This is a genomic window from Diaminobutyricimonas aerilata (genome assembly GCF_002797715.1).
Taxonomy (GTDB): Bacteria; Actinomycetota; Actinomycetes; order Actinomycetales; family Microbacteriaceae; genus Diaminobutyricimonas; species Diaminobutyricimonas aerilata.
In genome coordinates this window covers 2,181,698-2,206,221 of record NZ_PGFF01000001.1, presented here as the reverse complement: position 1 = coordinate 2,206,221, position 24,524 = coordinate 2,181,698, and the positions used below count along the sequence as shown (strand labels likewise).

Genomic DNA, 24,524 nt, shown 5'->3' with positions numbered 1-24,524 from the left:
CAGGAGTCGGACGTTCAGGAACCCTTCGGGGAACGCTGAAGGATCGCCCGGGAATCGGTTTCGTCGGCCGTCCGCTGCCGGGCCAGCATGAGGGTGCGGGCGGTGTCGCGAGCGGGCAGCGGGATGGTCTCCGTCGCGTCGATCCCGCTGCGCAGCAGCCCCAGTCGGGTCACCTCGGCGTCGGCTTCCGCGCCGGCGACGAGACTCAGGTTCACCAGGTAGAGCCACAGCAGCACGACCACCCCGCCGCCGAGCCATCCGTACACCCGGCCGTACTGACCGATGCTCGACACGTACAGCGCGAAGCCGGCGGTCGCGGAGCCGCCGACGACGAGGGCGACGCCGGCGCCCAGCCCGAGCCAGCGCATCCGTTCGTGCTTGACGTTCGGGGTGACGTAGAAGAGCACGGCGACCACGAGCAGCAGCAGCACGGCGAGCACGGGCCACTTGCCGAAGTTCCACAGGCTCAACCACGGTTCGCCGATCCCTGCTCCGCGTCCGATCGCCGCCGCGACGCGCGGGGTGATGAGCAGGATGAGCGCGAGGGCGGCGAAGACGATCATCAGCAGCACCGACAGGGCGATCATGAGGCCGCGGAACTTGAGCAGCCGGCGGCCCTCCTGCACCTCGTACACCGTGTTCATCGCGCGGCCGAAGGCGGTCGCGTAGGCGGAGGCGGACCACACCGTGAGCACGAGCCCGGCGACCAGGGCGACGGCGGGGTTGTCGATGCTCAACAGCTCTTGCAGGGGATCGGCGAGCGTCGCGACGGTCGAATCCTGGGCGACATCCTGCACGACGGCGAGCAGATCGCGCACGGCGTCGCCGCGGGCGTCGAACAGTGCCGTCGCGGACACGAGCGTGAGCGCGCCGGGGAACATCGTCAGGGCGGCGAAGAAGGTCAGCGCCGCCGCGGAGTCGATGCCCCGGTGTCGCAGGAATCCGTGCCATGCCCGGCGGACGAGCACGGCCCACTCGCCGCGATCCGCGCCGCGCAGCAGCTGCGAGCTCACTCCCGGTCCGATGCGCCGCGCCGCGGATGCGCGCCGAACGGCACGACGAGCCAGATCACGATGATGAGCAGAGCGGCGAGCGAGCCGGCGATCACACCGGCGGCACCGCCGATCACGACGTCGAAGATGAGCAGGGCCACGCCGGAGACGAGCAGGGCGACGCACACGAGCGTGGACTTGAGCAGCACGTCGGCGACCCGGACGATCTGCTGCTTCGCCCGCTTGCGGAAGAGGGCGCGATGCAGGCTCACCGGCGCGAGCCCGAGCACCGTCGCGATCGAGGCGAGCACGACGAGGCACAGGTACACGTCGACCTGGAACGGGTCGAGATCGGCGAATCGCGGCTGGAACGCGAGGGTCAGGAGGAAGCCGGTGAGGATCTGCGTGCCGGTTTGGGTGACGCGCAGTTCCTGCAGCATCTCGTTCCAGTTGCGGTCGAGGCGCTCCGTCTCGGTCTCGTCGCGGCCGTCGTCTTCGCGTGCCTCGGCGTCATCGACGGGCGTCCTCGAACTCATGCGGGTCATGGTATCGATCCGGAGCGCCCGCCGGAGCGCCCGCTGGTGCGGGGATGTGGTTTCGCAGGGTGGTTGCTGGACGTCGACTGCGAACGGTCGGGCGGAGGAAAAGGCCGGGCGTACCGTCGAAGAACAGGACAACCGAAGGAGATCGGAACCCATGCCCACCGTTGAGAAGTCCATCGATGTCGACGTGCCCATCACCACCGCCTACAACCAGTGGACGCAGTTCGAGTCGTTCCCGCAGTTCATGGGTGGCGTCGAGGAGATCGTCCAGGTGACGGACACGAGCACCCACTGGAAGGTCTCGATCGCCGGTGTGGAGCGCGAGTTCGACGCCGAGATCACCGAGCAGCACCCCGACGAGCGCGTCGCCTGGAAGAGCACGGACGGCGAGACCCACGCCGGAGTCGTCACCTTCCACCGCCTCGGCGACACGCAGACCCGCGTGACCGTTCAGCTCGACTGGAAGCCGCAGGGCGTGCTCGAGCAGGCCGGCGCGCTCCTGCAGGTCGACGACGTGCAGATCGGCAACGACCTCAAGAAGTTCAAGAAGCTCATCGAGTCGCAGGGCTTCGAGACCGGCGCCTGGCGCGGCGACGTGGATCGCGAGACCGACGCGACCGGTCGCTGACCGCTCGATCTCAGCGCTGTGGCGCGTCCGCCTTCGGGCGGGCGCGCCACAAGTGCATTCCGGCGTAGCTGCGCCACGGTGACCAGGCACGGCCCGCCGCCTCGAGACCCCGCGCGGTGTCGGCGATGCCGAGCGCCCGGGCCGACTGCACCATGACGAGGTCGCTCGAGAGCAGCACGTCGGGGTTGCCGAGGGCCCGCAGGGCGACGTAGCCCGCCGTCCAGGGGCCGATCCCCGGTTGGGCCAGCAGCCGCGCCGTCAGTTCGGGCAGCGGCAGACCGACATCGAGCACGAGTTCACCCTCGGCGATCGCGCGGGCGACCCCGACGATCGAGGCGACGCGGGTCGCCGGGCCGCGCAGCACCTCCGTGCCGTGTTCCGCGATCCGGGCCGCATCGGGGAACCGCACGCCGTCGCCGAGATCGCGCACGATGCGGCCGAGCACCGTACGCGCCGCCGCGACGGAGATCTGCTGCCCGACGAGGGTGCGGAAGAGGGTCTCCTCGACGTCCACGGAGCCGGGGATACGCATGCCGGGGACGGCGTCGACGAGGGGGGCGAGCCGGGCGTCGGCGGCGAGCGCCGCATCGATCGCGACGGAGTCGGCGTCGAGGTCGAACAGCCGTCTCACCCGGGCGACGAGCGTCGCGACGTCGGCCACGGAGTCCAGTCGCGCGCGACACCGCACCGCCGCGTCGCCGTCGAGGGTTAGGGTGACCTCCGCGTCGCCGTGGGGGAGGCGCAGCCGCCTCGAGAAGGCGGCGTCGTCTCCCGTCTCGAGCCCCGGCACGGCGTGGTCGGCGAAGAATCGCATGAGCCCCGGACCGTCGAACGGAGCGCGGGCGGGCAGGCGCAGCGTGAGGGTCGTGCCGCCGTCGGGCGCGGTCGAGGAGCCCGCCCCACGGCCCCATCGACGTCGGATGTCGCTCGGGGTCAACTGGTACACGGCCGCGATCGTCTCGTTGAACTGGCGGATGCTCGCGAATCCGGCCGCGAAGGCGACGTCGGCGACCGGCAGGTCGGTCGAGACGAGCAGTTCGCGGGCGCTCTGCGCCCGATGCGCCCGCGCGAGGGCGAGGGGACCGGCTCCGAGTTCGGTCTGGAGCACGCGCGAGAGGTGTCGGGTCGTGTATCCCAGCCGCCGGGCGAGCCCGGACACGCCTTCGCGCTCGACGACGCCGTCGGTGATGAGGCGCATCGCCCGCGACGCGAGGTCGTCGCGCAGATTCCATTCGGGGGAACCGGGCACGGCGTCGGGCTGGCACCGCTTGCACGCGCGCAGACCCGCTTCGTGCGCGGCCGCCGCGGTGCGGTAGAACACGACGTTCCGCTGCTGCGGGGTCACCGCTGGGCAACTCGGACGACAGTAGATGCCCGTGGAGTGGACCCCGGTGATGAACTGGCCGTCGAACCGGGCGTCCCGGGCGGACATCGCGCGATAGCGCTGGTCGAACAGCGGATCGGAGGTGACCGGCGCGGTGGGCATGGGTCCAGCCTCGCACCGCCCGCCGACACCCACCAGCGGAAATCGGACATTACGGACGGTGGGCCGCGGGTTGCCCGCCGTAGGCTGAGGGGATGACCGACGCCGTGCTCGAGGAGCTCAGTGCCGCCCTCGGCAGCGCCGTGTCGACCGATCCGCGACTGCTCGAACCCGCCCGGGCAGACAAGTCGGGTCATCGCTCCGCCGGCCGGCCCCTCGCGTACGTCAGCGCCGCATCCGTGGCCGACGTGCAGCACACCCTGAGGATCGCGAACGCCCACCGGGTGCCCGTCGTCACGCGCGGTGCCGGCACGGGGCTCGCCGGGGGAGCCATCGCCGGGCCGGGCGAGATCGTGCTGTCGACCCTCGCGATGAACCGCGTGCTCGAGATCAACGTCGACGATGAACTCGCGGTCGTCGAACCGGGAATCATCAACGCCGACCTGAACGCGGCGCTGCTCGCCCACGGACTCTGGTTCGCCCCCGATCCGGCGAGCCGCGCGATCTCCACGGTGGGAGGCAACATCGCCACCAACGCCGGGGGCCTGTTGTGCGCCAAGTACGGCGTCACGCGGGAGGCGGTGCTCGGCTTGAAGGTCGTCACCGCGGACGGCGAGCTACTCAGCCTCGGGCACCGCACGGTCAAGGGAGTCACGGGTCTCGACCTCACCGCGCTCATGATCGGCTCGGAGGGCACCCTCGGCGTGATCGTCGAAGCGACGCTCAAGCTCCGCCCGCTGCCCGCGGGCCCCGTCGCGACGCTCGGGGCGTCCTTCGAGTCCGTCGAGCAGGCGGCCCGCGCGTCGGCGGTCATCACGGCATCCCGGCTGCGCCCGGCGATCATGGAGCTGCTCGACGCGCGAGCGCTCGACGCCATCAGTGCGCACGTCGGCGTCGACCTCGGAGGCCGCGGCGCCCACCTGCTCGTGCAGTTCGACGGCGCCGGAGCGGAGGCGGACGCGGCGTCCGCCAGGGCGATCGCCGAATCGCTCGGCGGGAGTGTCGAGCTGGCGCGCGACGCCGAAGAGGGAGAGCGCCTCTTCGCCATCCGCCGCGCCTTCCACCCGGCGATGGAACGCCTCGGCACGGTGCTCATCGAGGACGTATCAGTACCGCGCAGCCAGTTGCCGGCCATGTTCGCCGCCATCACCGACATCGAGCGGCGTCACGATGTCGTGATCGCGACCGTCGCGCATGCCGGCGACGGCAATCTGCACCCCAACTTCCTGTTCCAGGGCGAGGAGGTGCCGGATGCGGTGTGGGCGGCCGCGGACGAGCTGTTCACGACGGCGCTGCGCCTGGGTGGCACGCTCACCGGCGAGCACGGGGTGGGACTGCTCAAGCGGCGGTGGCTGCAGGACGAGCTCGGCACCACCCAGTACGAGCTGCAACGGCGGATCAAGCAGGTCTTCGATCCGCGCGGCATCCTCAACCCGGGCAAGGTGTTCGCATGAGTGCGACCGGCATGATCGTCTTCACGGCGGGTCTCGTCGCGACCCTCTTCGCGCTGGGTGCGCTCCTTGCGCGGCTCGCCGATCTGCGTCGTGAGGCTCGCACCCACCTCGACCCGGGCGCGTCCGGCGGGGGAGCGGGCCTCGTGGGATCGGCCGCTGACTACGCGGAGCTGCGGTTGCGCGTCATCGACGAGGGCGCCGGGCGGCCTGCGCCCGAACTCGTCGCGGAGTGGCGCCGGCAGGCGCGTGCGCTCGACGAACGGAGTCGTCGCGCCTCGGCGTGGCCCGGGGCGACACCGCTGTTGCCCGCCGCGCTCTCGCTCGTTCCCGTCGGCGCCGCGCTCTTCGCCACGACCGACGGCGCCGCCTGGTGGGTGGTCGCCGCCGGTGGTCTCGTGTTGACCGTCGTGTCGCTCGTGGTCGGCGTGCGTACCATCCGTCGGGAGCGCGACGTGGGTGTGCTGCGCGCGAGCGTCGCCGACCGTCACCGCGAGCGTCTTGCACTGGCCCTCGACGACGCCGAGCGTCGAAGCGGCCGTCGCGTCCCCGGGCTCGGCGACCGCGTCGCCCGGGCACTCGCCATCCTGCGCGAACAGCAACCCTGAACACCCGGTGGTGGTGACGCCGACGGTGACGAGCGTCCGTCGGCCCGCCGCTAGGGTGATGCGCATGTCGAGCCTCGCTCCCGACGGGTACGCCGCCCGCGTCGAACCCGGCCATGCCGCCCCCGCATCCGCTCCCGCCGAGGTGCGTCAGGAGACCGCCGTGTCGTACGGCGGCCCGACGCCGCCCCCGCGACGCGGTCGCGCGGGCGCCGTCGTGGCCGCGATCATCGGCATCGCGATCGCCGGCGGCGCGCTGCTGTTCGTGCTCGTGTACCTCTTGACCTTCCTCGGCACCGGGACGGTGCTCACCGCCGCGATCCTCGCGTTCGTGCCGCTCGGGATCGTGTTCCTCGGCGCGCGCTGGATCGACCGCTGGGAGCCCGAGCCGCGCGGGGCCCTGCTCTTCGCGTTCCTCTGGGGCGCCGGCGTCTCGGTGCTCATCGCCCTGCTCGTCGACTCCGAGATCCAGAACGTGCTCGGCGCCGTCGATCGCGACGCCCCCGCGGTGCAGCTCTTCCAGAGCGCGGTACAGGCTCCGATCGTCGAAGAGTTCGGCAAGGGGCTCGGGGTACTCCTGATCCTCTGGTTCAACCGCCGTCACTTCGACGGGCCCGTCGACGGCATCGTCTACGCCGCGTGGGTCGCGGGCGGTTTCGCGTTCACCGAGAACATCCAATACTTCGGCATCGCGATCGCCGAATCGCAAGGCAGCATCGCCGGCGTCGCCGGCACCTTCGCCGTGCGCGGGCTCATGTCGCCGTTCGCCCACGTCATGTTCACGGCGATGACGGGACTGCTGCTGGGCGTCGCCGCGCGACGCGCCGGCGCGTTCGGAGCGATCGGCTTCTTCGTGCTCGGGCTCATCCCCGCCGTGCTCCTGCACGCGCTCTGGAACGGCGCGCTGTTCTTCGTGACCGACTTCTACGGCTACTACGCCATCGTGCAGGTGCCCCTGTTCATCCTCGCCGTCGTGCTCGTCGTCGCCTTGCGTCGCCAGGAGGCCGCGCTCACCTACGCACGCTTGAACGAATACGCCGCGGCGGGCTGGATCGCGCCGGGCGAGGTGACCGCGCTGGCGACGCCGGCGGGCCGGAGGGTCGCTCTCGCGTGGGCGCGACAGCGTGGCGCGGGGCGCATCATGAAGCGGTACATCCGTGACGCCACCCGGCTCGCGTTCGCGCGCCAGCGGGTGATCACGGGCCGGGGGCGCATCGGCGCCCAGGCCGATGAGGCGCGACTGCTCGGCGCGGTCACCGCCGCCCGCCGTGCCCTCATGGGCGGCTGAGCCTCAGTAGCCGAACGCCCCGCCGACGAGATTCCACACGAAGCCGAGCACGAACACGACGATGAACACGACGGCACCGGCGGAGATGCCTCGCTTCAGGCGTCGCCCCTGGGGCGCCACGAGGTTCGCCGTGCGGTCGACGCCCGCGCGGTCATCCGCGTACCGTCCGGTCTGAGCGACGGTCTTCGCGCCCACGGTGTCGACGATGCGGAAGAGCCGTCGATAGGTCGCCTCGTCCGCCGGCGGGAACCGCGTCGGCGAGTAGACGAACATCCAGTCGTCCACGATCTCCACGTCGTACGGCGCCGCCTCGTCGATGAGCAGGGCCATCAGGTCGGGGGTGAAGACGTACAGCGCGTCCCGCTCGTACTCGGCGGGGCAGTACAGCGTGAAGTGCCGGTCGAAGTCGCCTTCGAGGCTCAGCACCTGGTCGCGGGAGAACGCGGTCGGAAGGGTCGTCGCCCCGAAGAGTCCGTTGTTGCTGCGCGCGTCCAGCACCATGTGCGGCAGGCGACGGTCGAGCTTGAGCGCGAGGAAGCCCCAGTGGTGCGTCGTCTGGTTCTTGCCCGACCCGGTCACGTAGCGGTAGTTGCCGAAGTCGACGTACCTGCCCTCGGTCGAGCGCAGGTGCTCGACGGCGCGTCGGTCCCTGCCGACAGTGAAGATCGCCCCCGGATACCGAGGGTCGGGGGAGGAGGCGGAGAACGTCATCCGATTCGCGGTCGCGAAACGGGTGAGTCGCAGCCACCTGCTCCACGTGCCGAGGGTGCCGACGGTGCCCGCCACGATGCCCCAGGCCGTGAGGCCCAGGACGACCAGCAGAGCGAGCGTGAGGAGGACCATGCCCCCGTCGGGCCCACCGGGTGCGGTCCACACGGCGACGCCCAGAGCGATCACGACGAGGAGCGCAGCGGCGCCGCCGACGACTCCGACAACCAGGGCGATCACCGCGACGATGCCCCCGGAGAGAAGCCCGCCCGACCGGGCCCGGCTCTCCCGACGGAACGCCCGCGCCTCCTCCCGGGTGACCGGTGCGGACAGCGGGGCGTAGTCGATGGTGCTCACGGCTGGGGCGTCCTCGCGGGTTGGGGTGCCGGGCATCCGCCGCGCTGGAGCGGTCCCGTGAAAAGACTCATCGCCCAGTGGCGCGGCACTGCCTGCGGCTCAACTGGGCGACGAGTTTGTTCTTTCTCAGGGTGCACCCGTCTCCTGGAGGTCGTCAAGGGGTATCAGGAAAGCGGCGGGCCGCCCCGAACGGGCGGCCCGCCGCGGGGCTGTGGATCAGGAACAGCCCCGACGTCCGGTAACCAGCCGGACGTCACGACCTGCGCTCGGGGGGACGAGCGCACGGCCGAGGGCGAGTCTAGGGCGGCCACCAGGCCGCGGGTAGTGAAATAGACGTTCTGTCGCATCTCACCGCTTTCTCGGTGTGTCGTCGCATCGAATGTCAAGCACAGGGTGAGACTTCTCCCAGCAACGAGGGAAGGGGAAGCGATGGCACGTCATCGTCGCGACGGATGGGCGTTCAGCCGAGCCCGTCATCGTGGTCCCGGTTCCATCGAGCGCACCGTGCGCCGCGGGCGCAACGCCCTCACCGTGTCGATCGCCGCGACGGCGCTCGTCGCGATGATCTTCTGGTCGACGCCGGCGTTCGATTCACGCGCCTGAGGTTCAACTGTTCCCTCACGGGCCAGGATGGGCTAGCGTTGCAATCGGTAGTCATGTTGCGCACGTCGTCGGGCACGCCCATCGCCGACAGGTGATGCGCGCCTTTCTGTGGAGCGGATCAGGAACACCGCGACGCGCCCCGAAATCCGGGCCGTCACCCAGAAAGAAAGAAGAAGGACACATGCCCACCGGCACCGTGAAATGGTTCAACTCCGAAAAGGGCTTCGGCTTCATCGCTCCCGATGACGGAAGCGCCGACCTGTTCGCCCACTTCTCCGCCATCACGGGGAACGGATACCGCAACCTGGTCGAGAACCAGCGTGTGGAGTTCGACACGGCGGAGGGCCCGAAGGGCCTCCAGGCCGCGAACATCCGCGCCCTCTGATCATCTGATCGCAACGGACCCGGCGCCCTCAGGGGTGCCGGGTTCGTCGCGTCTCGCCGCCTCCGTCCAGGGTTCTCGCACCGCGACCCGGGATTGCGCCGCTACTGTCGGGAGCTCGTCGCCTCACCGACCGGCCCGCCGGAGGCCGGTGCCCGGAAGGAGAATGAGTGTTCCGACAGCACCCCCTGCTCAGCCTCGTGACCTTCGTGTACCTCGGGGTCGTCGGCTGGCTGACGCTCGGCCCGCAGCCGATCGACGACGGCACCGACTCGATCGTCTTCCGCATCCTGGAGTGGACCGCCCGGCACCCCTCGCTCGACTGGGTCGGCTACGCCGAGGTCGAGTTCGCCGCGAACGTGGCGATGTTCGTGCCGATCGGACTGTTCTTCCTGCTGCTGTTCGGACGCCGCCGGTGGTGGATCGCCGTGCTGCTGGGCGTCGCACTGACGGTCACGATCGAGACCGTGCAGCTCTCGCTGCCCGATCGGGTCTCCGACCCCCGGGACCTGGTCGCCAACTCGGTCGGCGCACTCATCGGGGTGATCGGCGCCCTCATCGTGACGACGCCCGCCGCCATCCGGCTCAACCGTGAACGCACGCTCCGGAGTCGACAGACTGCTCGAGCGACGCCGACCGGTCGATGACCGGACCCACCTCGTCGAGTGTGAGCGCGTAGCCCACGTCCTCGACCTCCGCGGACTTCGCGAAGACGATGCCGACGAGCGCTCCCGCGGTGTCCAGCAGCGGGCCGCCCGAGTTACCCTGCTCGATGTCCGCGGCGAGCGTGTAGACGTCGCGGGGTGCGCTGCCCGTGCCGTACACGTCGCCGGCGATGATCGGTCCCCGCGCCATGACCTCGGCCGGCCCGGAACGGAACGGCCCCCCGAAGGGATAGCCGTCGACCACGGCCGCGTCGCCCGTCGCGAGCGCGGCGCCCGTCGGCAGCGGTGTGCCGTCCAGCCCCGGGGCGTGGATGACCGCCAGGTCGTCGGACGGGTCGAAGTACACCACCCGACCCGGCACCGCCCCGCGTCCGGGCAACTCGACGAACGGTTCCTCCACTCCGGCCACGACGTGCGCGTTCGTGATGACCCGGTCCTCGGCGATGACGGCGCCGCTACCCGATTGACCCTGACCGCACGCGAACGCGTTGCCGGTGATGCGGGCCACCGAGAGCGCCGCTTCGCGCAGAGCCGGGCTCGCGGTGTCGAGGTCGGGGATCTCGGGCGGGGCGCCGGTCAGGGCCTCCGTGATGCGCGGCAGACCCTCGTCGACGACGGCGGCGCGCAATTGGGCGAGGAAGGCACGTACCGGGTCCGGCGTGACCGAGTCGATCGAGCGCACCACGGTCGAGGACGCGATCCCGGGCGAGAGGATGGGCACGCCGAGGGCGACGACGCTGAACGCCACCATCGAGAGCACCGCGGCCGACACGGCGAGGTTCGCCACCCCGCCGAGCAGCCGGTCGAGCACCCGCAGGGGACCGCGTCGACCGACCCCGCGGCTGAGCGCGCCGCCGATCGTCGCGCCCACGCCGTATCCGCCGACCACCAGCAGGAGCACGACGGCGAGCACCGCCGGACCACGCCACGCCGGCGACCCCACCCATCCGGTGACGAGCGGTACGGCGAAGAACGCGCCGATCCCGCCCGCGACGAGTCCGGCGACCGCGGCGACGCTGTGCAGTAGGCCCCGGCGGATGCCGTACACGAAACCGCCGATGAGCAGGAGAACGAGGAGCACGTCGAGCACGAGCGATCCGGGCACGGCTCCTCCTCCGGTCGGGTCCGGGATTGCACGCTAGCAGCCGACTCCGACGGGGAACCTCGGAGGCCTCAGGCGACTCGGCGTCCCCACAGCCGTTCGGTCGCGAGCTCGGCGCCGCGCGAGAGGCTCTCGAGCTTCGCCCACGCGATCTGCGGATGGATGCGTCCGCCGAGACCGCAATCGGTCGACGCGATCACCCTCTCGCGCCCGACGAGGGCGGCGAAGCGTTCGATGCGCTGGGCGACGAGCTCGGGGTGCTCCACCACGTTGGTGGCGTGCCCGACGATGCCGGGAAGGATCAGCTTGCCGTCCGGCAGCGTCACGTCCTCCCACACCTTCCACTCGTGCTCGTGACGCGCGTTGGCCGCCTCGAAGCTGTACGCGCCGGCGTCGATGCCGAGCATGAGGTCCACGATGTGGCGGAACTCGATGTCGGTCGTGTGCGGTCCGTGCCACGAGCCCCAACACAGGTGGAAGCGGATGCGGTCCTGCGGCAGGCCGCGCAAGGCGTAGTTGAGCGCTTCGACCCGGATGCGGGTGAAGGCCCGATAGTCCTCGAGACTCGGCTCCGGGTTGATCTGGTCCCAGTTCTCGGCGATCGACGGGTCGTCGATCTGCAGCACGAGTCCCGCCTCGATGACCGCGGTGTACTCCTCGCGCAGCACATCCGCCCACGCCCAGATGTGCTCCTCCTCGGTGGCGTAGAACTCGTTCGGGATCCTGGCGCCGGAGCCGGGCGAGAGGGCGGTGATGAACCCCTCCTCGTACCCCTGGGCGGCGAGTGCCGTCTTGAGGTTCGCGATGTCGGAGCGGATCGCGTCGTGCCCGACGTACTGCAGCGGCCCGGTGGTGGCCGGGAAGGCGGTCGCCGTCTTCCCGGTCGAGATGCCGCTCGTGGGGTCGGTGTACGCGTCCCGGAAGATGGTCCAGTCCCGCCGGTCGGGGAACGTGGTGAGCCGCACGGTGCCGGGCTCGGACCGCACGGGCTCCTGGGTGAAGATGTCCGCTCCGGTGAGCGAGAGGCCCGCCACGCGCTGGAACGAGTACGACCACCACGCGCCGTAGTCGACGGCGCTCGTCATGGCCTTGCCGAACTCTCCGTCGCCCGGCACGGTGATGCCGGCTTCGCGTTGCCGCCGCACGAGGTCGCTCACGGCGTCGGTGAGCAGTCCGTCGAACTCCTCGGTGCGCTCGAGGGTGAACCCGTCCTCGGCGATCCGGCGCGCGTCGTTGGCGGCGATGAGCTCGGGGGTGCGCGGCAGGCTGCCGGCGTGGCTGGTCTGGATGCGTTCGCTGCTGTCGAGCATGGGGCCTCGTTCCGTCATGGGGATGGGCGGGGATCCGCCGCGGGCTGTCGCAGCGGTGCCCATGACAGGCGCGAGGCTTCGCGTGCCCGCTGCGCATCCACCCTGACACGCCGCGCACCGGCCGCGCCAGGGGCATGACGTCCGGTGACGTTCCTAACCGGCCGAGGCGGCCAGAGGGCGCAGGAGTGCGACGTCGTGCTCGTCGACCGGCCGTGGCGGATAGCCCCGGCGGAACGCGAGTTGCTGCCGGGCCGAGAGGCACGGCACCGACGCCCCCGCGATCGTGCCGCTCGTGAATCCGTCCGGCGCGTAGTCGAAGTCGGGTCCCTCGTGGCCGCGTTGCACCCCACCGCCGTCGGCGGCGAACTCGACGGGGTGCACGTCGAGGCACCTCCCGTCGGCATGGCGCAGCTCGAGCCGCGCGGGCGACCAGTCGACGGTCACGGCGAAGCCGGCGCGCCGCAGCAGGTCGAGCGACTGCGGCAGCTGGGCGGCGTCGACCGCGACGTCGAGGTCCCCGTGCGGTCGAGTCGTCCGGCCGACGAGCGCATCGACCGCCCATCCGCCGGCCACCCACACGCGGATGCCGTCATCGGCGAGGGTCGCGAGCAGTCGCACCACCTCGTCGCCGGTCATCCGCCCAACCTAGCCGCGGTGCCCGTGTGGCTCGTTCTGGGGCTGCCCGCGCCGCTCCGGAAGGCGGAGACTGGGATCGATGTCGGGGGGATCGGCATCGAGGAGGGACCGATGGTCGAGGTCACGCAGGAGTGCCGGCACGGAGTGGTCGCGGCGGCATGCGCGTCGTGCTGGACCCCGCCGACGGAGCTGCCGCTCATCGTCTACATCTCGGCGAGCGGCCGCGCCTTCCACGCGTCGTTGAACTGCCCGACCGAGCGGCTCACCTCCGAACGGCTCGGCGACGTGTTCCCCGTGCATCCGGTCGTCTCCACGCAGGTGCAGGACCGGCTCGCCCCCTGCCACGCCTGCTTCCCCTGATCCGTTCCCGCCGATTCGTCCCCGCTGATCCGTTCGCGCCGGCTCGTCCCCTGCTGATTCGTCCGCGCTGATTCGTTCGCGCCGGCTCGTCCCCGCTGGTTCGTTCGCGACGGCCCGCGCACGTCGGAAACTCAGGAGTCCCGGGCATCGGCGTCCCGCGCCCCGCCGTCGGAAATTCAGGAGTCGCGAGCGGAGCGCTCCGGGCACGGGCGTCGGGAATTCAGGACTCCGGTGCTGCCCGGGCCCGTCGATCCAGCCGAACCGGGGGAGACGCTGCGGCCAGTCCTGAATTCCCGACATCCCAGCCCGGGCTCGGGCGGTGCCCGCTCCTGAGTTTCCGACGGGCGGGATCGGCTCCCGGGGAGCGGATCTCCTGAATTCGCGACGCACGCGCGAGACGGGGGCGCGCGGGCGTGCGCCGACACCGGCGCGGCGATCCTGGAAGCGCTTACGCGAGTAAAGGGGCGCATTCGACCCCCGGGCGGGGGTGAAATCGGTGCCATCGTGCCGTGGCGGCGCGGAGGGCATGTAAGCGATTGCAGTCTCGTCGTCGCGGGTCTACAGTCGGTCCGTCGAGGTCCCGCGCGATGACGCGCACGACGGTGAAGGTCGAAGATGACTCCTGGTTCCGCCGCCCCCCGTTTCTCCGCCGTGCTCGCCGCATTGGCTCTCCTCGCGACGGGACTGTCCGTCGCCCAACCCGCGGCCGCCGCGGACGAGAACAGCACCGTCGCGTTGGTCGGATCGTTGCAGTCCGAGCTCGGCTGCGCCGCCGACTGGGCGCCCGATTGCGAGCAGACCGAACTCGCGCCGACCGCCACGCCCGGCGTCTGGTCCGCCGAGTTCGAGGTGCCCGCCGGCACGTGGGAGTACAAGGTCGCCCTCGACGACTCGTGGGACGAGGCGTACGGCCTCGACGGCGGCGATGCGAACATCCCGCTCACCGTGGCGGGCACCACCACGCTGCGCTTCACCTTCGACCTCGCGAAGGAGCGCGTCGGGCTCGAGGCGCTCGACCTGGCCGGACCGTACGGCGAAGCGGATGCGGCGATCGTCGCGCCGCCGGTGCGTCAACCGGGCTCGGGCGAGCAGTTCTACTTCGTCATGACCGACCGTTTCCGTGACGGAGACCCGGCGAACAACACCGCCGGGCTCGGCACCGATCCGCTCGTCTCCGGCTACGACCCGACGCGCAAGGGGTTCTACAACGGCGGCGACCTCGCCGGACTGCGCTCGCAGCTCGACTACATCGAGGGGCTGGGTACCTCCGCCATCTGGCTCACCCCGTCGTTCAAGAACCGGCCCGTCCAGGGCGCCGGTGAGAACGCCTCCGCCGGCTACCACGGCTACTGGATCACCGACTTCACGCAGATCGACCCGCACCTCGGCACGAACGCCGAACTCGAGGCGCTGATCGACGACGCGCACGCCCGCGGCATCAAGGTCTACTTCGACATCATCACGAACCACACGGCGGATGTGATCGACTACGCCGAGAAGCAGTACGACTACATCGACAAGGCGACCTCTCCGTACACGACCGCCGCGGGCGAGCCGTTCGACCCCGCCGACTACGCCGGCGGCGACGACTTCCCCGAACTCGACAGCTCGTCGTTCCCGTACACGCCCGTCATCGCCCCCGACGACGCCGACCTGAAGGTGCCCGGCTGGCTCAACGACCCGACGCTGTACCACAACCGCGGCGACTCGACCTTCGAGGGCGAGAGCGTGCTCGACGGCGACTTCGCCGGACTCGACGACCTCATGACCGAGCATCCGCGGGTCGTCGACGGATTCGTCGACGTCTACGAGTCGTGGGTCGACCTGGGGATCGACGGGTTCCGCATCGACACGGTCAAGCACGTGAACCGCGAGTTCTGGGAGGAGTGGTCGGCCGAGGTGCTCGATCACGCCCACACGATCGGCAACGACGACTTCTTCATGTTCGGTGAGGTGTACGACGCGGATGCGGCGAAGCTCGCCCCATACGTGCGCGACACCGACATGAACTCGGTGCTCGACTTCGCCTTCCAGTCGAGCGCGATCAGCTACGCCGCGGGCAACTCCTCGACGAACCTCGCCCAGCTCTTCGCCTCGGACGACCTGTACACGACGCCGCAGAAGAGCGCGAGCGCGCTGCCGACCTTCCTCGGCAACCATGACATGGGGCGCGTCGGCTACTTCCTGCGGTCGACGGACGCCCCGCTCGAGCGCGATCGACTCGCCCACGAGCTCATGTTCCTCAGCCGCGGGCAACCGGTCATCTACTACGGCGACGAGCAGGGCTTCACCGGCGCGGGAGCCGGCAACGACCAGAGCGCACGGCAGTCGCTCTTCGCGAGCCAGGTGCCCGAGTACGTCGACCAGCAGCTCATCACCGGGGAGCAGGCCGGCTCGGTCGACCGTTTCGACCCGGCCGCCCCGCTCTACGAGCACATCGCCGCGCTCTCCGACCTGCGCGAGAGCATCCCGGCCCTCGAGGACGGTGCGCAGATCGAGCGCTTCGCCGAGGGCGGCGTCTACGCGTTCAGCCGCGTGCACCGCGACGACAAGGTCGAGCACCTCGTCGCCACCAACAACACCGGTGCGCCCGTCACGGTGACCGTGCCGACGCTGACCCCCGACGCGACCTTCTCGGCCGTGTACGGGGATGGAGGCGGCACCGCCGACGCCGGCGGCGCGCTCTCGGTCACCGTGCCCGCGCTCGGGGCCGTCGTGCTCGCCGCGGACCGCCCGGTCGGTGCTCCGGATGCCGCAGCGGCGATCACCGTCGACGCGCCCAAGCCGGGCGCCGGACTGGGCGGCCTCGCTCCCGTCGCGGCCGACGTCGCCGACTCGGTGTGGCAGGAGACGAGCTTCGCGTGGCGCGTCGTCGGCGACGACACCTGGACGCCGCTCGGCACCGCGGAGGACACCTCCCCCCGGGTCTTCCACGACGTCGCCGGCCTCGCCGCGGGCACGCTCCTGGAGTACCGCGCCGTCTCGGTCGACGCCGCCGGGCAGCATGCCGCGGCGTCCACGTACGCGTCGGTCGGCAACACCGTCTCGCTCGAGGACGTCTCCGAACCGGAGCCGGAGATCGACATGGTGACCGTGCCCGGGTCGCTCAACTCGGAGATGGGATGTGCGGGCGACTGGCAGCCCGGGTGCGAGGCGGCCGCGCTCGAGCTGCGTGCCGACGGCGTCTGGGCGGGCACCTTCGACCTGCCGGCCGGCGCTTACGAGTACAAGGTCGCGATCAACGGGTCGTGGGCGATCAATTACGGAGCGGGCGGGGTCCGCGACGGCGCGAACATCGCGTTCACGACCGACGGGGGCCCGGTGACGTTCTACTTCGACCCGCGCACGAACTTCGCGCAGAACAGCGAGCAGGGCCCCATCGTCACCGCGGTCGGCTCCTTCCAGAGCGAGGCCGGCTGCCCGGGCGACTGGCAGCCCGACTGCCTGCGCACCTGGCTGCAGGACGCGGACGGCGACGGCGTGCTCACCTGGACGACGGATGCGCTGCCCACCGGCGCCTACGAGGCGAAGGTCGCGCACGGCCTGAGCTGGGACGAGAACTACGGGGCCGGGGGAGCGCCGAACGGCGCCAACATCCCGTTCACCGTGACCGAGGGCAAGGCGACCACGTTCCGCTACGACCTCGCGACGCATGTGCTTCAGATCGACGTCGCCGACCCGCCGCTCCCCGGCACCGGTCAGCAGCGCGCCCACTGGGTGAGCGCATCCACGCTCGCCTGGCCGCGCGAGCTGCTGCCGGTCAACGCCGATCCGGCGGACCTGCGCTTCGAATTGCACTCCTCCGAGGACGCCTCCCTCGAGGTGGTCGACGGAGCGGTCACCGGGGGAGAGGCCATCGAGCTCGAGTACGACCCGGCCGGGCTGTCCGAAGCGGAACGCGACCGGTTCCCGGCGCTCGCCGAGTACGTGGCTCTCCGCCCCGCGGGAGTCGATCGTGCCGCGATCGAGCGACTGCTCACCACCCAGTTGCGCGTCGCCCAGTTCGACGGCGACGAGCTCACCGCGTTCACCGGTGTGCAGCTCCCGGGGGTGCTCGACGACCTCTTCGCCGAGGACGCCGCCGATCGCGAGCTCGGCGTGACGTGGGAGAAGAAGCGGCCGAGCGTCGCCCTGTGGGCGCCGACCGCGCGATCCGTCGACCTGCTCGTCTACGCCGACGGCGACGCGGCGGACCCGACCCGCGTGACCCTTGAACGCCAGAGCGACGGCACCTGGACCGCCGAGGGTGAGAAGCAGTGGCGTGACGCGTCGTACCTGTACGAGGTCGTCGTCTACGCGCCGAGCACGGATGCGATCGAGACGAACCTCGTGACCGACCCCTACTCGGTCGGGCTCACGCTCAATTCGGAGCGGTCCGTGTTCGTCGACCTCGACGCGAAGGAGCATCGCCCGAAGGCGTGGGAGAAGACCGCCGCTCCGCGCATCGCCGACCCGGTCGACCGCTCGATTTACGAACTGCACGTGCGCGACTTCTCGATCGGCGACGCTTCGGTGCCCGAGGCGCTGCGCGGAACCTACGGCGCCTTCGGCGTCGACAGCGCCGGCACCCGCCACCTGCGCACCCTCGCCGACGCGGGCCTCAACACCGTGCACCTGCTGCCCACCTTCGACATCGCCACGATCGAGGAGGATCGGGCCGCCCAAGCGGTGCCCCCGTGCGACCTCGCGTCGTTCGCGCCGGACTCGCCCGAACAGCAGGCGTGCATCGCGCAGATCCGCGAAGACGACGGGTTCAACTGGGGCTACGACCCGCTTCACTTCTCCACCCCGGAGGGCTCCTACGCCGTCGATGCCCGCGGCGGTGACCGCACGGCGGAGTTCCGCGGCATGGTCGGCTCGCTGCACGGCCTCGGACTGCAGGTCGTGCTCGACCAGGTGTTCAACCACACCGCGCAGAGCGGGCAGGGCGAGAAGTCGGTGCTCGAACGTGTGGTGCCGGGCTACTACCACCGGCTCAACGCGCAAGGCGCCGTCGAGACCTCGACGTGCTGCCAGAACGTGGCCACCGAGCACGCGCTCGCCGAGAAGCTCATGGTCGACTCCGTCGTGCTGTGGGCACGCGACTACAAGGTCGACGGCTTCCGCTTCGACCTCATGGGACACCACTCGAAGCAGAACATGCTCGCGGTGCGCGCCGCCCTCGACGAGCTGACGGTGAAGCGGGACAGTGTCGACGGCTCCGCGGTCTACCTCTACGGCGAGGGTTGGAACTTCGGGGAGGTCGCCGACAACGCCCTCTTCGAGCAGGCCACGCAGGGGCAGCTCGGCGGCACGGGGATCGGCACCTTCAACGATCGGCTGCGGGATGCGGTGCACGGCGGCAGCCCGGTGGATTCGAGCACGATCCAGCAGCAGGGCTTCGGCACCGGCCTCGGCACCGACCCGAACGGGGCGCCGATCAACGGCACGACGGAGGAGGCGCTCGCCCGCCTCGCGGTGCAGAGCGATCTCGTGCGCATCGGCCTCGCCGGCAATCTGCGCGCCTTCTCGTTCGTCAGTTCCGACGGCACGGTGAAGCGTGGGGACGAGCTCGACTACAACGGCTCTCCCGCGGGTTATGCCGATGAGCCGGAGGAGACGATCAACTACGTCGACGCGCACGACAACGAGACGCTGTTCGACCTGCTCGCCCTCAAGCTGCCGGCGGATACGCCGATGGCCGAACGGGTGCGGATGAACACGCTCTCGCTCGCCACGGTGACGCTGTCGCAGGCGCCCTCGCTGTGGCACGCCGGTACCGACCTGCTGCGGTCCAAGTCGCTCGACCGCAACAGCTACGACTCCGGCGACTGGTTCAACCGCATCGATTGGACCGGTCAGTCGAACAACTTCGGGGTCGGGCTGCCACAAGCGGCCGACAACGAGGACCAGTGGCCGATCCAGGCACCGCTGCTCGCCGACCCGGCGCTGCGTCCCGCCCCGGCGGACATCGCGGCGGCGACCGCGGCCGCTCAGGACCTGCTGCGACTGAAGCAGTCGACGAAGCTCTTCCGGCTCGGCTCGGCCGACCTCATCCGGGAGAAGCTGAGCTTCCCGGGCAGCGGACCCGATGCCGCGCCCGGCGTCATCGCGATGCACATCGACGACACGGTGGGGGTGGACGTCGATCCCGCCCTGGACGGCCTCCTCACCGTGTTCAACGCGAGCCCGGAGCCCGTGTCGCTGCCGATCGACGGTCTCGTCGGTCATGACCTCGCCCTGAGCGCGGTGCAGCAGGCCGGTGCGGACGCCGGCGTGAAGGCGACCACGTGGGATGCCGCGACCGGCACGGTCACGGTGCCCGCCCGCACCGTCGCGGTGCTGACGGAGGCCCAGGCGCCCGACCCCGTCGGGAGCACGACGACGGGATCGGCGAACCGGCTGCTCGTGAAGAGCGGCGGCGCGGTGACCTACTCGTTCCGGGTGCAGGCCGGTGAGACCGTCCCGACCGGCACCGTCGAGGTGCTCGACCGCGGCCGCGTGGTCGGCACGGTCGAGCTCGACGGCTCCGACGCCGGGCGCGGGTCGGTGAAGCTCACGCTCGCGCGCGGCGTCCATTTGCTGACGGCCCGCTACGAGGGCTCGAGCGAGGTGCTGCCCTCGCGCACGAGGTGGCCCTCGGTGGTCGTCGCCTGGTGATGAGCGGCCCGGTCAGGGCCGCCGCCACACCTCGACCCGGTCGACCGACGCCGTCTTCGGATAGGCGTCGGCCGGCCGGTCGTCGTTCTCCGGGAACTCGAACAGATCGAGCATGAGCTGCATGGGGTAGTCGATGCGTTCGTCGACCGTGTGCACGAGGTCGCCGTCGATGAAGAAGCGGATGCGGTCCGCGGCCCAGTCCACGGCGTAGTCGTGCCACGCGGAGAGGTCGTCGTGCCGGCGCACCTTGCGGAAGGAGTCGGTGACCCGCGGGTCGTGATGGGGATGCACGCCGACGCCGACGAGACCTCCGCGCGCATCCAGTTCACGACCGAACACCTCCATGATGCAGATCTCGGCCGACCGCTCCGGCTCGTCCTCGACGCCGATCATCCACAACGCGGTCATGCAGCTCGGATCGGGGGAGACCCGGATCCGCGCCTCCACGACCCCGTGCCGCACGAGCCGCAGCGTGCGGGAGGGGTGTTCCGTGCGCACGACGAGCCGCTCGTCCGTGCGGTGTTGCCCGATCGCCGAGCCGAGCGGGCCGGCGACGTGTCCGGTCTGCAGGTTCGACACGCGCATCCCTCGGACGATGTCGGGCGCCCACTCCGGCTGATCCTGCTCGATCCGCAGTTCGAGCCGTCCGTGACGCAGTCGGTAGCGGGCGGCGGAGCGCTCCGGTGTCGTCCAGTGCGGCAGATAGTGCGCGAGCCACACCGTCTCGTCGAGGGAGGCCACATCGAAACGTTCGTCGAGGTCGAGCACGAGCCCGCTGCGGTCGATCACGACGGCAGTCTGCCAGTCCGCGCGCGGCCGGGGGTCTGGTAAGCTACTCCGGTTGCCGTCATATCGGCCGCGGATAAAGAGCGCTCCGGCATCAGGTCGGGGCACCGCGCAACGAGAGGAAGGGGATCCCACCTATGGCACTGCCCGCTGATGTCAAGAAGGCGATCATCGAAGAGTACGCGACCCACCCCGGTGACACCGGATCCCCTGAGGTCCAGGTCGCCATGCTGAGCCGCCGGATCAAGGACCTGACCGAGCACCTCAAGCAGCACAAGCACGACCACCACTCGCGTCGTGGTCTGCTCCTGCTCGTCGGTCAGCGTCGACGCCTGCTGGGGTACCTGCAGGACATCGACATCGAGCGTTACCGCTCCCTGATCGAGCGCCTGGGTCTGCGTCGCTAGTCGCTGATACCGCGAACTTCTTGCGGAGGGCCGTCACCGTTCCGGTGGCGGCCCTTCGTCATTCCCGCGTCGCAGCGCGGGTAGCATCCGTTCATGCCCTTCTGGCGTCGTGACGACAACCCGCTGCCCAAGACCGACCGGGGATCCGGGTCGTTCGACAACTACAAGTTCGACCTCATCCCGAACAACAAGGACGTCAAGATCCGTCTCGCGGGCAGCGACCCGTACCAGCAGGAGCTCGAGACGATCGCCTCGGCCGGCGAAGACGAGATCACGACGGCGATGAGCCGTCGTAGCAGTCAGCAGGAGGGCGTCGACGCCCCCATCGAGGTGCGGCTGTTCACGGGACGTCGCGTGAGCGGTGTCGTCGGCACCGTTCCCCGCGGGCTCGAGTCGATCGTCGACGAGGCGCTCTCGCGCCTCGAGAACCGCGGAGACAAGGCGCGTATCCCCGTGGCCGTCGTGAAGACCAAGAACGGCTACCGCGTGGACCTGCTGATGGGTCGCACCCGCTGAACCGCGAGCGCGACGCGGTCAGTCGCGGAGTTTGAACACGAGCGTGGTCTCCCACCGGCTCAAGTCGGGTTCCTCGGCCGGGTCCGTCTCGTAGATCTCCAGTCGGCACGCCCACTCCTCGCCGCGCGCGGACTCGGCTCGGTCGAAGGCGAGCCCCCGCTCATCCGCCCACGCCAGCAGTTCGCCGGTGGCGGCCTCGAGTTCGTCGGGGTGGCCACGATGACGGAGCGTCGCGAACCGTCCCGCCGGCAGCGTGAGCGGCTGCACGTCGTCATCTCCCACCACGTCGCGGTCGACGGGCCACCCGGCGACGACGACCAGTCGCGGCATGTCGACAACCGCGTAGTGGAAGAACGGCGCGCCCGCCGGGCTCATCCCGCGTTCGGCCAGCCAGCCCAGGATGCGGTCATGGGCGCTGATCGCCGGGGCGAAGTCGGGCATCGTCACTTCGGTCGAGATCGCGACCGCGTGCTGTGCGTGCCGTGCGACCACCGCGATATCGTGCACCGGCGCCTCCTCGGTGGATGGTGTCCACATTGTCGGCGAGGCTAGCGCGCCTCCTGCAGCGTGGTCAACGCCTCTTCAACTCGTCGTAGTCGAACGCGTCACGGACGTGCGTCGAGAAGTACCGGCCGTGCGACCCGTCGGGCGGGTCGAGCAGGGCGTCGTACACCTCGCGGGGCACGTCGTAGTACTCGTACATCGCACCGCTCGTGAACCGCACGCGCAGACTGCGGGTCGCATCGTCGTAGCGCACCGCGCGCAACACCGACGATTCGAGCACGACCCACATCCGTCCATCCTCGCCGTCCGAGGGGATCGCCCGTCACGCGTCCAGGCAACGGTCAGTGGGTTTGACGCCGGGCCGTCGAGGAGGGGGCGCACTGGGCGCCGCAGCGCTACTGGAGCTCGGAGTGCTGCTGCTTCGACACCTCGGCGCGCACCGCGTCCATGTCGAGCGCCCGCACCTGCGTGATGATCTCCTCGAGCATCGGGCGCGGCAGGGCGCCGGGCTGCTGGTAGATGCCGATGCCGTCGCGGAACGCCATGATCGTCGGGATGGAGCGGATGTCGAACGCGGCGGCGAGCTGCTGCTGCGCCTCGGTGTCGACCTTGCCGAAGACGATGTCCTCGTTTTGCTCCGACACCGCGTCGTAGGTGGGGGCGAACTGCTTGCACGGGCCGCACCAGTCGGCCCAGAAGTCCACGAGGACGATCCCGCCCTCGAGCACCGTGTCCTCGAAGTTCTCCATGGTCAGTTCGACGGTAGCCATCGCTCCAGCCTAGGCGGGCACCCATCCGAGCCCGCTGAGAGCACGGAGCGAACCCGCTGAACGGTGCCTACGCTGGACTCATGCGCAGCAGAGCGGGACTCACCCTCATCGCCGTCATCGTGGCCGTGCTCGCTCTCGTCGTCGCCTGGTGGTTCGTCGAGCTTCTCTTCGGTGTCGTGGTGTTCGCCCTCAAGGCGGTGTTCACGGTGATCATCGCGGCCGTGATCGTCGCGCTCGTGATGTGGCTGCTCCGCCGGCCGCACGACGCCGCCTGACCGTGCGGACGCTGACCAAGTCGCGGCCGGACGCCCCGCGGGCGTTCTTCGAGGCCGAGGCCGCCGGCCTGCGCTGGCTCGCGGAGGCACGGGCCGTGCGCGTGGCCCACGTGGTCGACGTCGCGGCGGGGCGCATCGAACTGGAGCGCATCGACGAGGTGCCGCCCTCCCGCGCGGCCGCCCGCCGTTTCGGCGCCCAGCTCGCCCGGCTGCACGCCGCGGGCGCGACGGCGTTCGGCGCCCCTCCGGAGGGGTGGGACGGGCCCTTGTTCATCGGACGCCGGCCGATGGCGCGAGCGGACTCGCACGCCTGGGGTGCGTTCTACGCCCGCGACCGGGTGCTCCCGTTCCTCGAGATCGCCGTGTCGGCCGGCACCGTGACGCTGGAGGAGGAGCGCGACGTCCGACGGGCCTGCGATGTCGTCTCCGAGGGCGCGTTCGACGACGACGAGCCGCCGGCGCGGCTGCACGGCGACCTGTGGACCGGCAACGTGCTGTGGAGCGACGACGGGGTGGTGCTCATCGACCCGGCGGCGCACGGCGGACACCGGGAGACCGACCTCGCGATGCTGCAGCTGTTCGGCTGCCCTCACCTCGACGACGTGCTCGACGCGTACGACGCCGAGCGACCCTTGCGTGACGGCTGGCGCGAGCGGGTGCCGGTGCACCAGCTCCATCCGCTCGCGGTGCATGCCGCCGGACACGGCCGCTCCTACGGTCGCGCACTCCACCAGGCCGCGCTCGCGGCGCTGCGGGCGGCGGACGCGGCGTGAGCGGCCCCGACGTCGGCTCGTCCGGTCCTCGGCGGGTTCGTCCGCCCTTCCCGTCGTCGCTGCGCCCGGTGCGGGTGCTGCGCGGCGTGCTCGGCGTCGTCGTGCTCGCGATCGTCGCGGTCGACCTCGGGCTCGTCGCGGGCGCCCTCCCCGCGTTCGACATCGGCAACTACTTCGGTCAGTTCACGATCGTGAGCAACCTGCTCGTGGCGGCCTCGTTCCTGCTCGGTGCGCTCCGGCCCGGCCGCGGCGCCGAACTCGCGCGGGCGTCGGCCGTCGTCGCCATCCTCGCCACGAGCGTGCTGTTCCACCTGCTCATCGGCACGGCCGGAGCATCCGGGCCCGTGCTGAACGCCCTGCTGCACGACGTGGTGCCCGCCCTCGCGCTGCTCGACTGGCTGCTCGTGCGCGGACGAGCGGGCGTGCGCTGGTGGCATCCGCTCGCGACGCTCGTCGTGCCGGTGCTGTACTTCGGGATCACCCTGCTGCGCGGAGCGGTCATCGGCTGGTACCCGTATCCGTTCCTCGACGCATCCGGTCCCGCGGGCTACGCGGCGCTCGTCGGAACGCTCGCTCCGGTGCTCGTCGCGTTCCTGCTGCTCGCCGTTCTCGTCGTCGCGCTCGGGGTGGCCCGTGACGCGCCCGCGGCGCGGTCCGGGCCGCACGCCGGGAAGACGGTTGGCGCACCCCCTCCGCGACGCCTACGGTAGGGGGCGTTGCCGGGCTCCGCGACGTCGCGCGG

General features: G+C 70.8%; 25 protein-coding genes. 14 read left to right on the top strand and 11 right to left on the bottom strand.

What is annotated here, in order from left to right; genetic code table 11:
• Window positions 1-14: 14 nt before the first annotated feature.
• A complete protein-coding gene (locus CLV46_RS10655; RefSeq protein WP_100364746.1) occupies window positions 15-1,013 on the bottom strand; it encodes a YihY/virulence factor BrkB family protein in 999 nt (332 codons plus the stop codon).
• Window positions 1,010-1,528, bottom strand: coding sequence for a DUF6328 family protein (locus tag CLV46_RS10650; RefSeq protein ID WP_100366015.1), 519 nt, complete (start codon window positions 1,526-1,528; stop codon window positions 1,010-1,012). The genes CLV46_RS10655 and CLV46_RS10650 overlap by 4 nt, the downstream gene beginning before the upstream one ends.
• A 160-nt stretch (window positions 1,529-1,688) precedes the next feature.
• Between CLV46_RS10650 and CLV46_RS10645 the strand changes: the two genes are divergently transcribed.
• Window positions 1,689-2,162, top strand: coding sequence for an SRPBCC family protein (locus CLV46_RS10645; protein WP_100364745.1), 474 nt, complete (start codon window positions 1,689-1,691; stop codon window positions 2,160-2,162).
• A 10-nt stretch (window positions 2,163-2,172) separates the two neighbouring features.
• Here CLV46_RS10645 and CLV46_RS10640 read toward each other — a convergent pair whose 3' ends face one another.
• A complete protein-coding gene (locus tag CLV46_RS10640; RefSeq protein WP_100364744.1) occupies window positions 2,173-3,648 on the bottom strand; it encodes an AlkA N-terminal domain-containing protein in 1,476 nt (491 codons plus the stop codon).
• Between the two features lie 92 nt (window positions 3,649-3,740).
• Between CLV46_RS10640 and CLV46_RS10635 the strand changes: the two genes are divergently transcribed.
• The 3 genes from CLV46_RS10635 (at window position 3,741) to CLV46_RS10625 (ending at window position 6,989) form a co-directional block, all read left to right on the top strand.
• The gene (locus CLV46_RS10635) at window positions 3,741-5,099 is read left to right on the top strand and encodes an FAD-binding oxidoreductase (protein ID WP_100364743.1); all 1,359 of its coding nucleotides are present in this window, start codon (window positions 3,741-3,743) and stop codon (window positions 5,097-5,099) included.
• Complete coding sequence (locus CLV46_RS10630; RefSeq protein ID WP_100364742.1) at window positions 5,096-5,704, top strand: hypothetical protein; 609 nt, start codon at window positions 5,096-5,098, stop codon at window positions 5,702-5,704. The genes CLV46_RS10635 and CLV46_RS10630 overlap by 4 nt, the downstream gene beginning before the upstream one ends.
• A gap of 64 nt (window positions 5,705-5,768) precedes the next feature.
• Window positions 5,769-6,989 carry a PrsW family intramembrane metalloprotease gene (locus CLV46_RS10625; protein WP_211282180.1) on the top strand — a complete coding sequence of 407 codons (1,221 nt, stop codon included), beginning with the start codon at window positions 5,769-5,771 and terminating at the stop codon, window positions 6,987-6,989.
• Window positions 6,990-6,992: 3 nt separating this feature from the next.
• On the opposite strand, the gene CLV46_RS10620 is transcribed toward CLV46_RS10625, so the two are convergent.
• Window positions 6,993-8,054 carry a hypothetical protein gene (locus CLV46_RS10620; protein ID WP_100364740.1) on the bottom strand — a complete coding sequence of 354 codons (1,062 nt, stop codon included), beginning with the start codon at window positions 8,052-8,054 and terminating at the stop codon, window positions 6,993-6,995.
• A 429-nt stretch (window positions 8,055-8,483) separates the two neighbouring features.
• Here CLV46_RS10620 and CLV46_RS16705 point away from each other — a divergent pair, with 429 nt between their 5' ends.
• The 3 genes from CLV46_RS16705 to CLV46_RS10610 all read left to right on the top strand — a co-directional run bounded on the left by CLV46_RS16705 (window position 8,484) and on the right by CLV46_RS10610 (window position 9,686).
• The gene (locus tag CLV46_RS16705) at window positions 8,484-8,657 is read left to right on the top strand and encodes a hypothetical protein (RefSeq protein ID WP_157802299.1); all 174 of its coding nucleotides are present in this window, start codon (window positions 8,484-8,486) and stop codon (window positions 8,655-8,657) included.
• Window positions 8,658-8,838: 181 nt separating this feature from the next.
• Window positions 8,839-9,042 (top strand): cold-shock protein, encoded by a 204-nt coding sequence (locus tag CLV46_RS10615; protein ID WP_100364739.1) that lies wholly within the window; start codon window positions 8,839-8,841, stop codon window positions 9,040-9,042.
• A gap of 167 nt (window positions 9,043-9,209) precedes the next feature.
• Window positions 9,210-9,686: a VanZ family protein gene (locus CLV46_RS10610; protein WP_245866738.1), complete on the top strand. Its 477-nt coding sequence runs from the start codon at window positions 9,210-9,212 to the stop codon at window positions 9,684-9,686.
• Here CLV46_RS10610 and CLV46_RS10605 read toward each other — a convergent pair.
• The 3 genes from CLV46_RS10605 to CLV46_RS10595 form a co-directional block, all read right to left on the bottom strand.
• Window positions 9,625-10,809 carry a MarP family serine protease gene (locus CLV46_RS10605; RefSeq protein ID WP_100364738.1) on the bottom strand — a complete coding sequence of 395 codons (1,185 nt, stop codon included), beginning with the start codon at window positions 10,807-10,809 and terminating at the stop codon, window positions 9,625-9,627. The two genes, CLV46_RS10610 and CLV46_RS10605, sit on opposite strands and share 62 nt — an antisense overlap.
• Window positions 10,810-10,877: 68 nt before the next feature.
• Window positions 10,878-12,116: a cobalamin-independent methionine synthase II family protein gene (locus tag CLV46_RS10600; protein ID WP_100364737.1), complete on the bottom strand. Its 1,239-nt coding sequence runs from the start codon at window positions 12,114-12,116 to the stop codon at window positions 10,878-10,880.
• A gap of 153 nt (window positions 12,117-12,269) precedes the next feature.
• A complete protein-coding gene (locus tag CLV46_RS10595) occupies window positions 12,270-12,752 on the bottom strand; it encodes a nucleotidyltransferase domain-containing protein (protein WP_100364736.1) in 483 nt (160 codons plus the stop codon).
• A gap of 111 nt (window positions 12,753-12,863) precedes the next feature.
• Here CLV46_RS10595 and CLV46_RS10590 point away from each other — a divergent pair, with 111 nt between their 5' ends.
• Window positions 12,864-13,112 (top strand): hypothetical protein, encoded by a 249-nt coding sequence (locus CLV46_RS10590; RefSeq protein WP_157802298.1) that lies wholly within the window; start codon window positions 12,864-12,866, stop codon window positions 13,110-13,112.
• 615 nt (window positions 13,113-13,727) lie between these two features.
• Entirely contained in the window at window positions 13,728-19,751 is a 6,024-nt protein-coding gene (gene pulA, locus CLV46_RS10585; protein WP_100364734.1) for a pullulanase-type alpha-1,6-glucosidase, read from the top strand.
• Window positions 19,752-19,763: 12 nt separating this feature from the next.
• On the opposite strand, the gene CLV46_RS10580 is transcribed toward pulA, so the two are convergent.
• On the bottom strand, window positions 19,764-20,540 hold the full coding sequence (locus CLV46_RS10580; protein ID WP_100364733.1) for a glycoside hydrolase family 16 protein: 777 nt from the start codon (window positions 20,538-20,540) through the stop codon (window positions 19,764-19,766).
• 134 nt (window positions 20,541-20,674) lie between these two features.
• On the opposite strand from CLV46_RS10580, the gene rpsO reads away from it, so the two are divergent.
• Together rpsO and CLV46_RS10570 are read left to right on the top strand one after the other, a co-directional pair.
• Window positions 20,675-20,944, top strand: coding sequence for a 30S ribosomal protein S15 (rpsO, locus tag CLV46_RS10575; protein WP_100364732.1), 270 nt, complete (start codon window positions 20,675-20,677; stop codon window positions 20,942-20,944).
• Between the two features lie 93 nt (window positions 20,945-21,037).
• Window positions 21,038-21,460 (top strand): hypothetical protein, encoded by a 423-nt coding sequence (locus CLV46_RS10570; protein WP_100364731.1) that lies wholly within the window; start codon window positions 21,038-21,040, stop codon window positions 21,458-21,460.
• An 18-nt stretch (window positions 21,461-21,478) separates the two neighbouring features.
• Here CLV46_RS10570 and CLV46_RS10565 read toward each other — a convergent pair whose 3' ends face one another.
• From CLV46_RS10565 to trxA, 3 genes are all read right to left on the bottom strand, one after another.
• Window positions 21,479-21,967 (bottom strand): GyrI-like domain-containing protein, encoded by a 489-nt coding sequence (locus tag CLV46_RS10565; protein WP_157802297.1) that lies wholly within the window; start codon window positions 21,965-21,967, stop codon window positions 21,479-21,481.
• A 64-nt stretch (window positions 21,968-22,031) separates the two neighbouring features.
• The gene (locus tag CLV46_RS10560; RefSeq protein WP_100364729.1) at window positions 22,032-22,253 is read right to left on the bottom strand and encodes a KTSC domain-containing protein; all 222 of its coding nucleotides are present in this window, start codon (window positions 22,251-22,253) and stop codon (window positions 22,032-22,034) included.
• A gap of 106 nt (window positions 22,254-22,359) precedes the next feature.
• Window positions 22,360-22,734, bottom strand: coding sequence for a thioredoxin (trxA, locus tag CLV46_RS10555; protein ID WP_100364728.1), 375 nt, complete (start codon window positions 22,732-22,734; stop codon window positions 22,360-22,362).
• A gap of 80 nt (window positions 22,735-22,814) precedes the next feature.
• Between trxA and CLV46_RS17120 the strand changes: the two genes are divergently transcribed.
• The 3 genes from CLV46_RS17120 to CLV46_RS10545 are packed head-to-tail and all read left to right on the top strand — an operon-like array spanning window position 22,815 to window position 24,492.
• Window positions 22,815-23,009, top strand: coding sequence for a hypothetical protein (locus CLV46_RS17120; RefSeq protein ID WP_342746113.1), 195 nt, complete (start codon window positions 22,815-22,817; stop codon window positions 23,007-23,009).
• A gap of 11 nt (window positions 23,010-23,020) precedes the next feature.
• Complete coding sequence (locus tag CLV46_RS10550) at window positions 23,021-23,782, top strand: fructosamine kinase family protein (RefSeq protein WP_342746127.1); 762 nt, start codon at window positions 23,021-23,023, stop codon at window positions 23,780-23,782.
• On the top strand, window positions 23,779-24,492 hold the full coding sequence (locus CLV46_RS10545) for a Pr6Pr family membrane protein (protein WP_100364726.1): 714 nt from the start codon (window positions 23,779-23,781) through the stop codon (window positions 24,490-24,492). Before CLV46_RS10550 ends, CLV46_RS10545 begins: the two co-directional genes overlap by 4 nt.
• Window positions 24,493-24,524 lie beyond the last annotated feature (32 nt).

What these genes read in the sequence shown, in the direction of transcription:
- CLV46_RS10630 (WP_100364742.1), top strand. Translation starts at nt 5,096, where the DNA reads ATGAGTGCGACCGGCATGATCGTCTTCACGGCGGGTCTCGTCGCGACC.
- CLV46_RS10645 (WP_100364745.1), top strand. Translation starts at nt 1,689, where the DNA reads ATGCCCACCGTTGAGAAGTCCATCGATGTCGACGTGCCCATCACCACC.
- rpsO (WP_100364732.1), top strand. Translation starts at nt 20,675, where the DNA reads ATGGCACTGCCCGCTGATGTCAAGAAGGCGATCATCGAAGAGTACGCG.
- pulA (WP_100364734.1), top strand. Translation starts at nt 13,728, where the DNA reads ATGACTCCTGGTTCCGCCGCCCCCCGTTTCTCCGCCGTGCTCGCCGCA.
- CLV46_RS10625 (WP_211282180.1), top strand. Translation starts at nt 5,769, where the DNA reads ATGTCGAGCCTCGCTCCCGACGGGTACGCCGCCCGCGTCGAACCCGGC.
- CLV46_RS10595 (WP_100364736.1), bottom strand. Translation starts at nt 12,752, where the DNA reads ATGACCGGCGACGAGGTGGTGCGACTGCTCGCGACCCTCGCCGATGAC.
- CLV46_RS16705 (WP_157802299.1), top strand. Translation starts at nt 8,484, where the DNA reads ATGGCACGTCATCGTCGCGACGGATGGGCGTTCAGCCGAGCCCGTCAT.
- CLV46_RS10570 (WP_100364731.1), top strand. Translation starts at nt 21,038, where the DNA reads ATGCCCTTCTGGCGTCGTGACGACAACCCGCTGCCCAAGACCGACCGG.
- CLV46_RS10640 (WP_100364744.1), bottom strand. Translation starts at nt 3,648, where the DNA reads ATGCCCACCGCGCCGGTCACCTCCGATCCGCTGTTCGACCAGCGCTAT.
- CLV46_RS10560 (WP_100364729.1), bottom strand. Translation starts at nt 22,253, where the DNA reads ATGTGGGTCGTGCTCGAATCGTCGGTGTTGCGCGCGGTGCGCTACGAC.
- CLV46_RS10650 (WP_100366015.1), bottom strand. Translation starts at nt 1,528, where the DNA reads ATGAGTTCGAGGACGCCCGTCGATGACGCCGAGGCACGCGAAGACGAC.
- CLV46_RS10635 (WP_100364743.1), top strand. Translation starts at nt 3,741, where the DNA reads ATGACCGACGCCGTGCTCGAGGAGCTCAGTGCCGCCCTCGGCAGCGCC.
- trxA (WP_100364728.1), bottom strand. Translation starts at nt 22,734, where the DNA reads ATGGCTACCGTCGAACTGACCATGGAGAACTTCGAGGACACGGTGCTC.
- CLV46_RS10600 (WP_100364737.1), bottom strand. Translation starts at nt 12,116, where the DNA reads ATGCTCGACAGCAGCGAACGCATCCAGACCAGCCACGCCGGCAGCCTG.
- CLV46_RS10590 (WP_157802298.1), top strand. Translation starts at nt 12,864, where the DNA reads ATGGTCGAGGTCACGCAGGAGTGCCGGCACGGAGTGGTCGCGGCGGCA.
- CLV46_RS10615 (WP_100364739.1), top strand. Translation starts at nt 8,839, where the DNA reads ATGCCCACCGGCACCGTGAAATGGTTCAACTCCGAAAAGGGCTTCGGC.
- CLV46_RS17120 (WP_342746113.1), top strand. Translation starts at nt 22,815, where the DNA reads ATGCGCAGCAGAGCGGGACTCACCCTCATCGCCGTCATCGTGGCCGTG.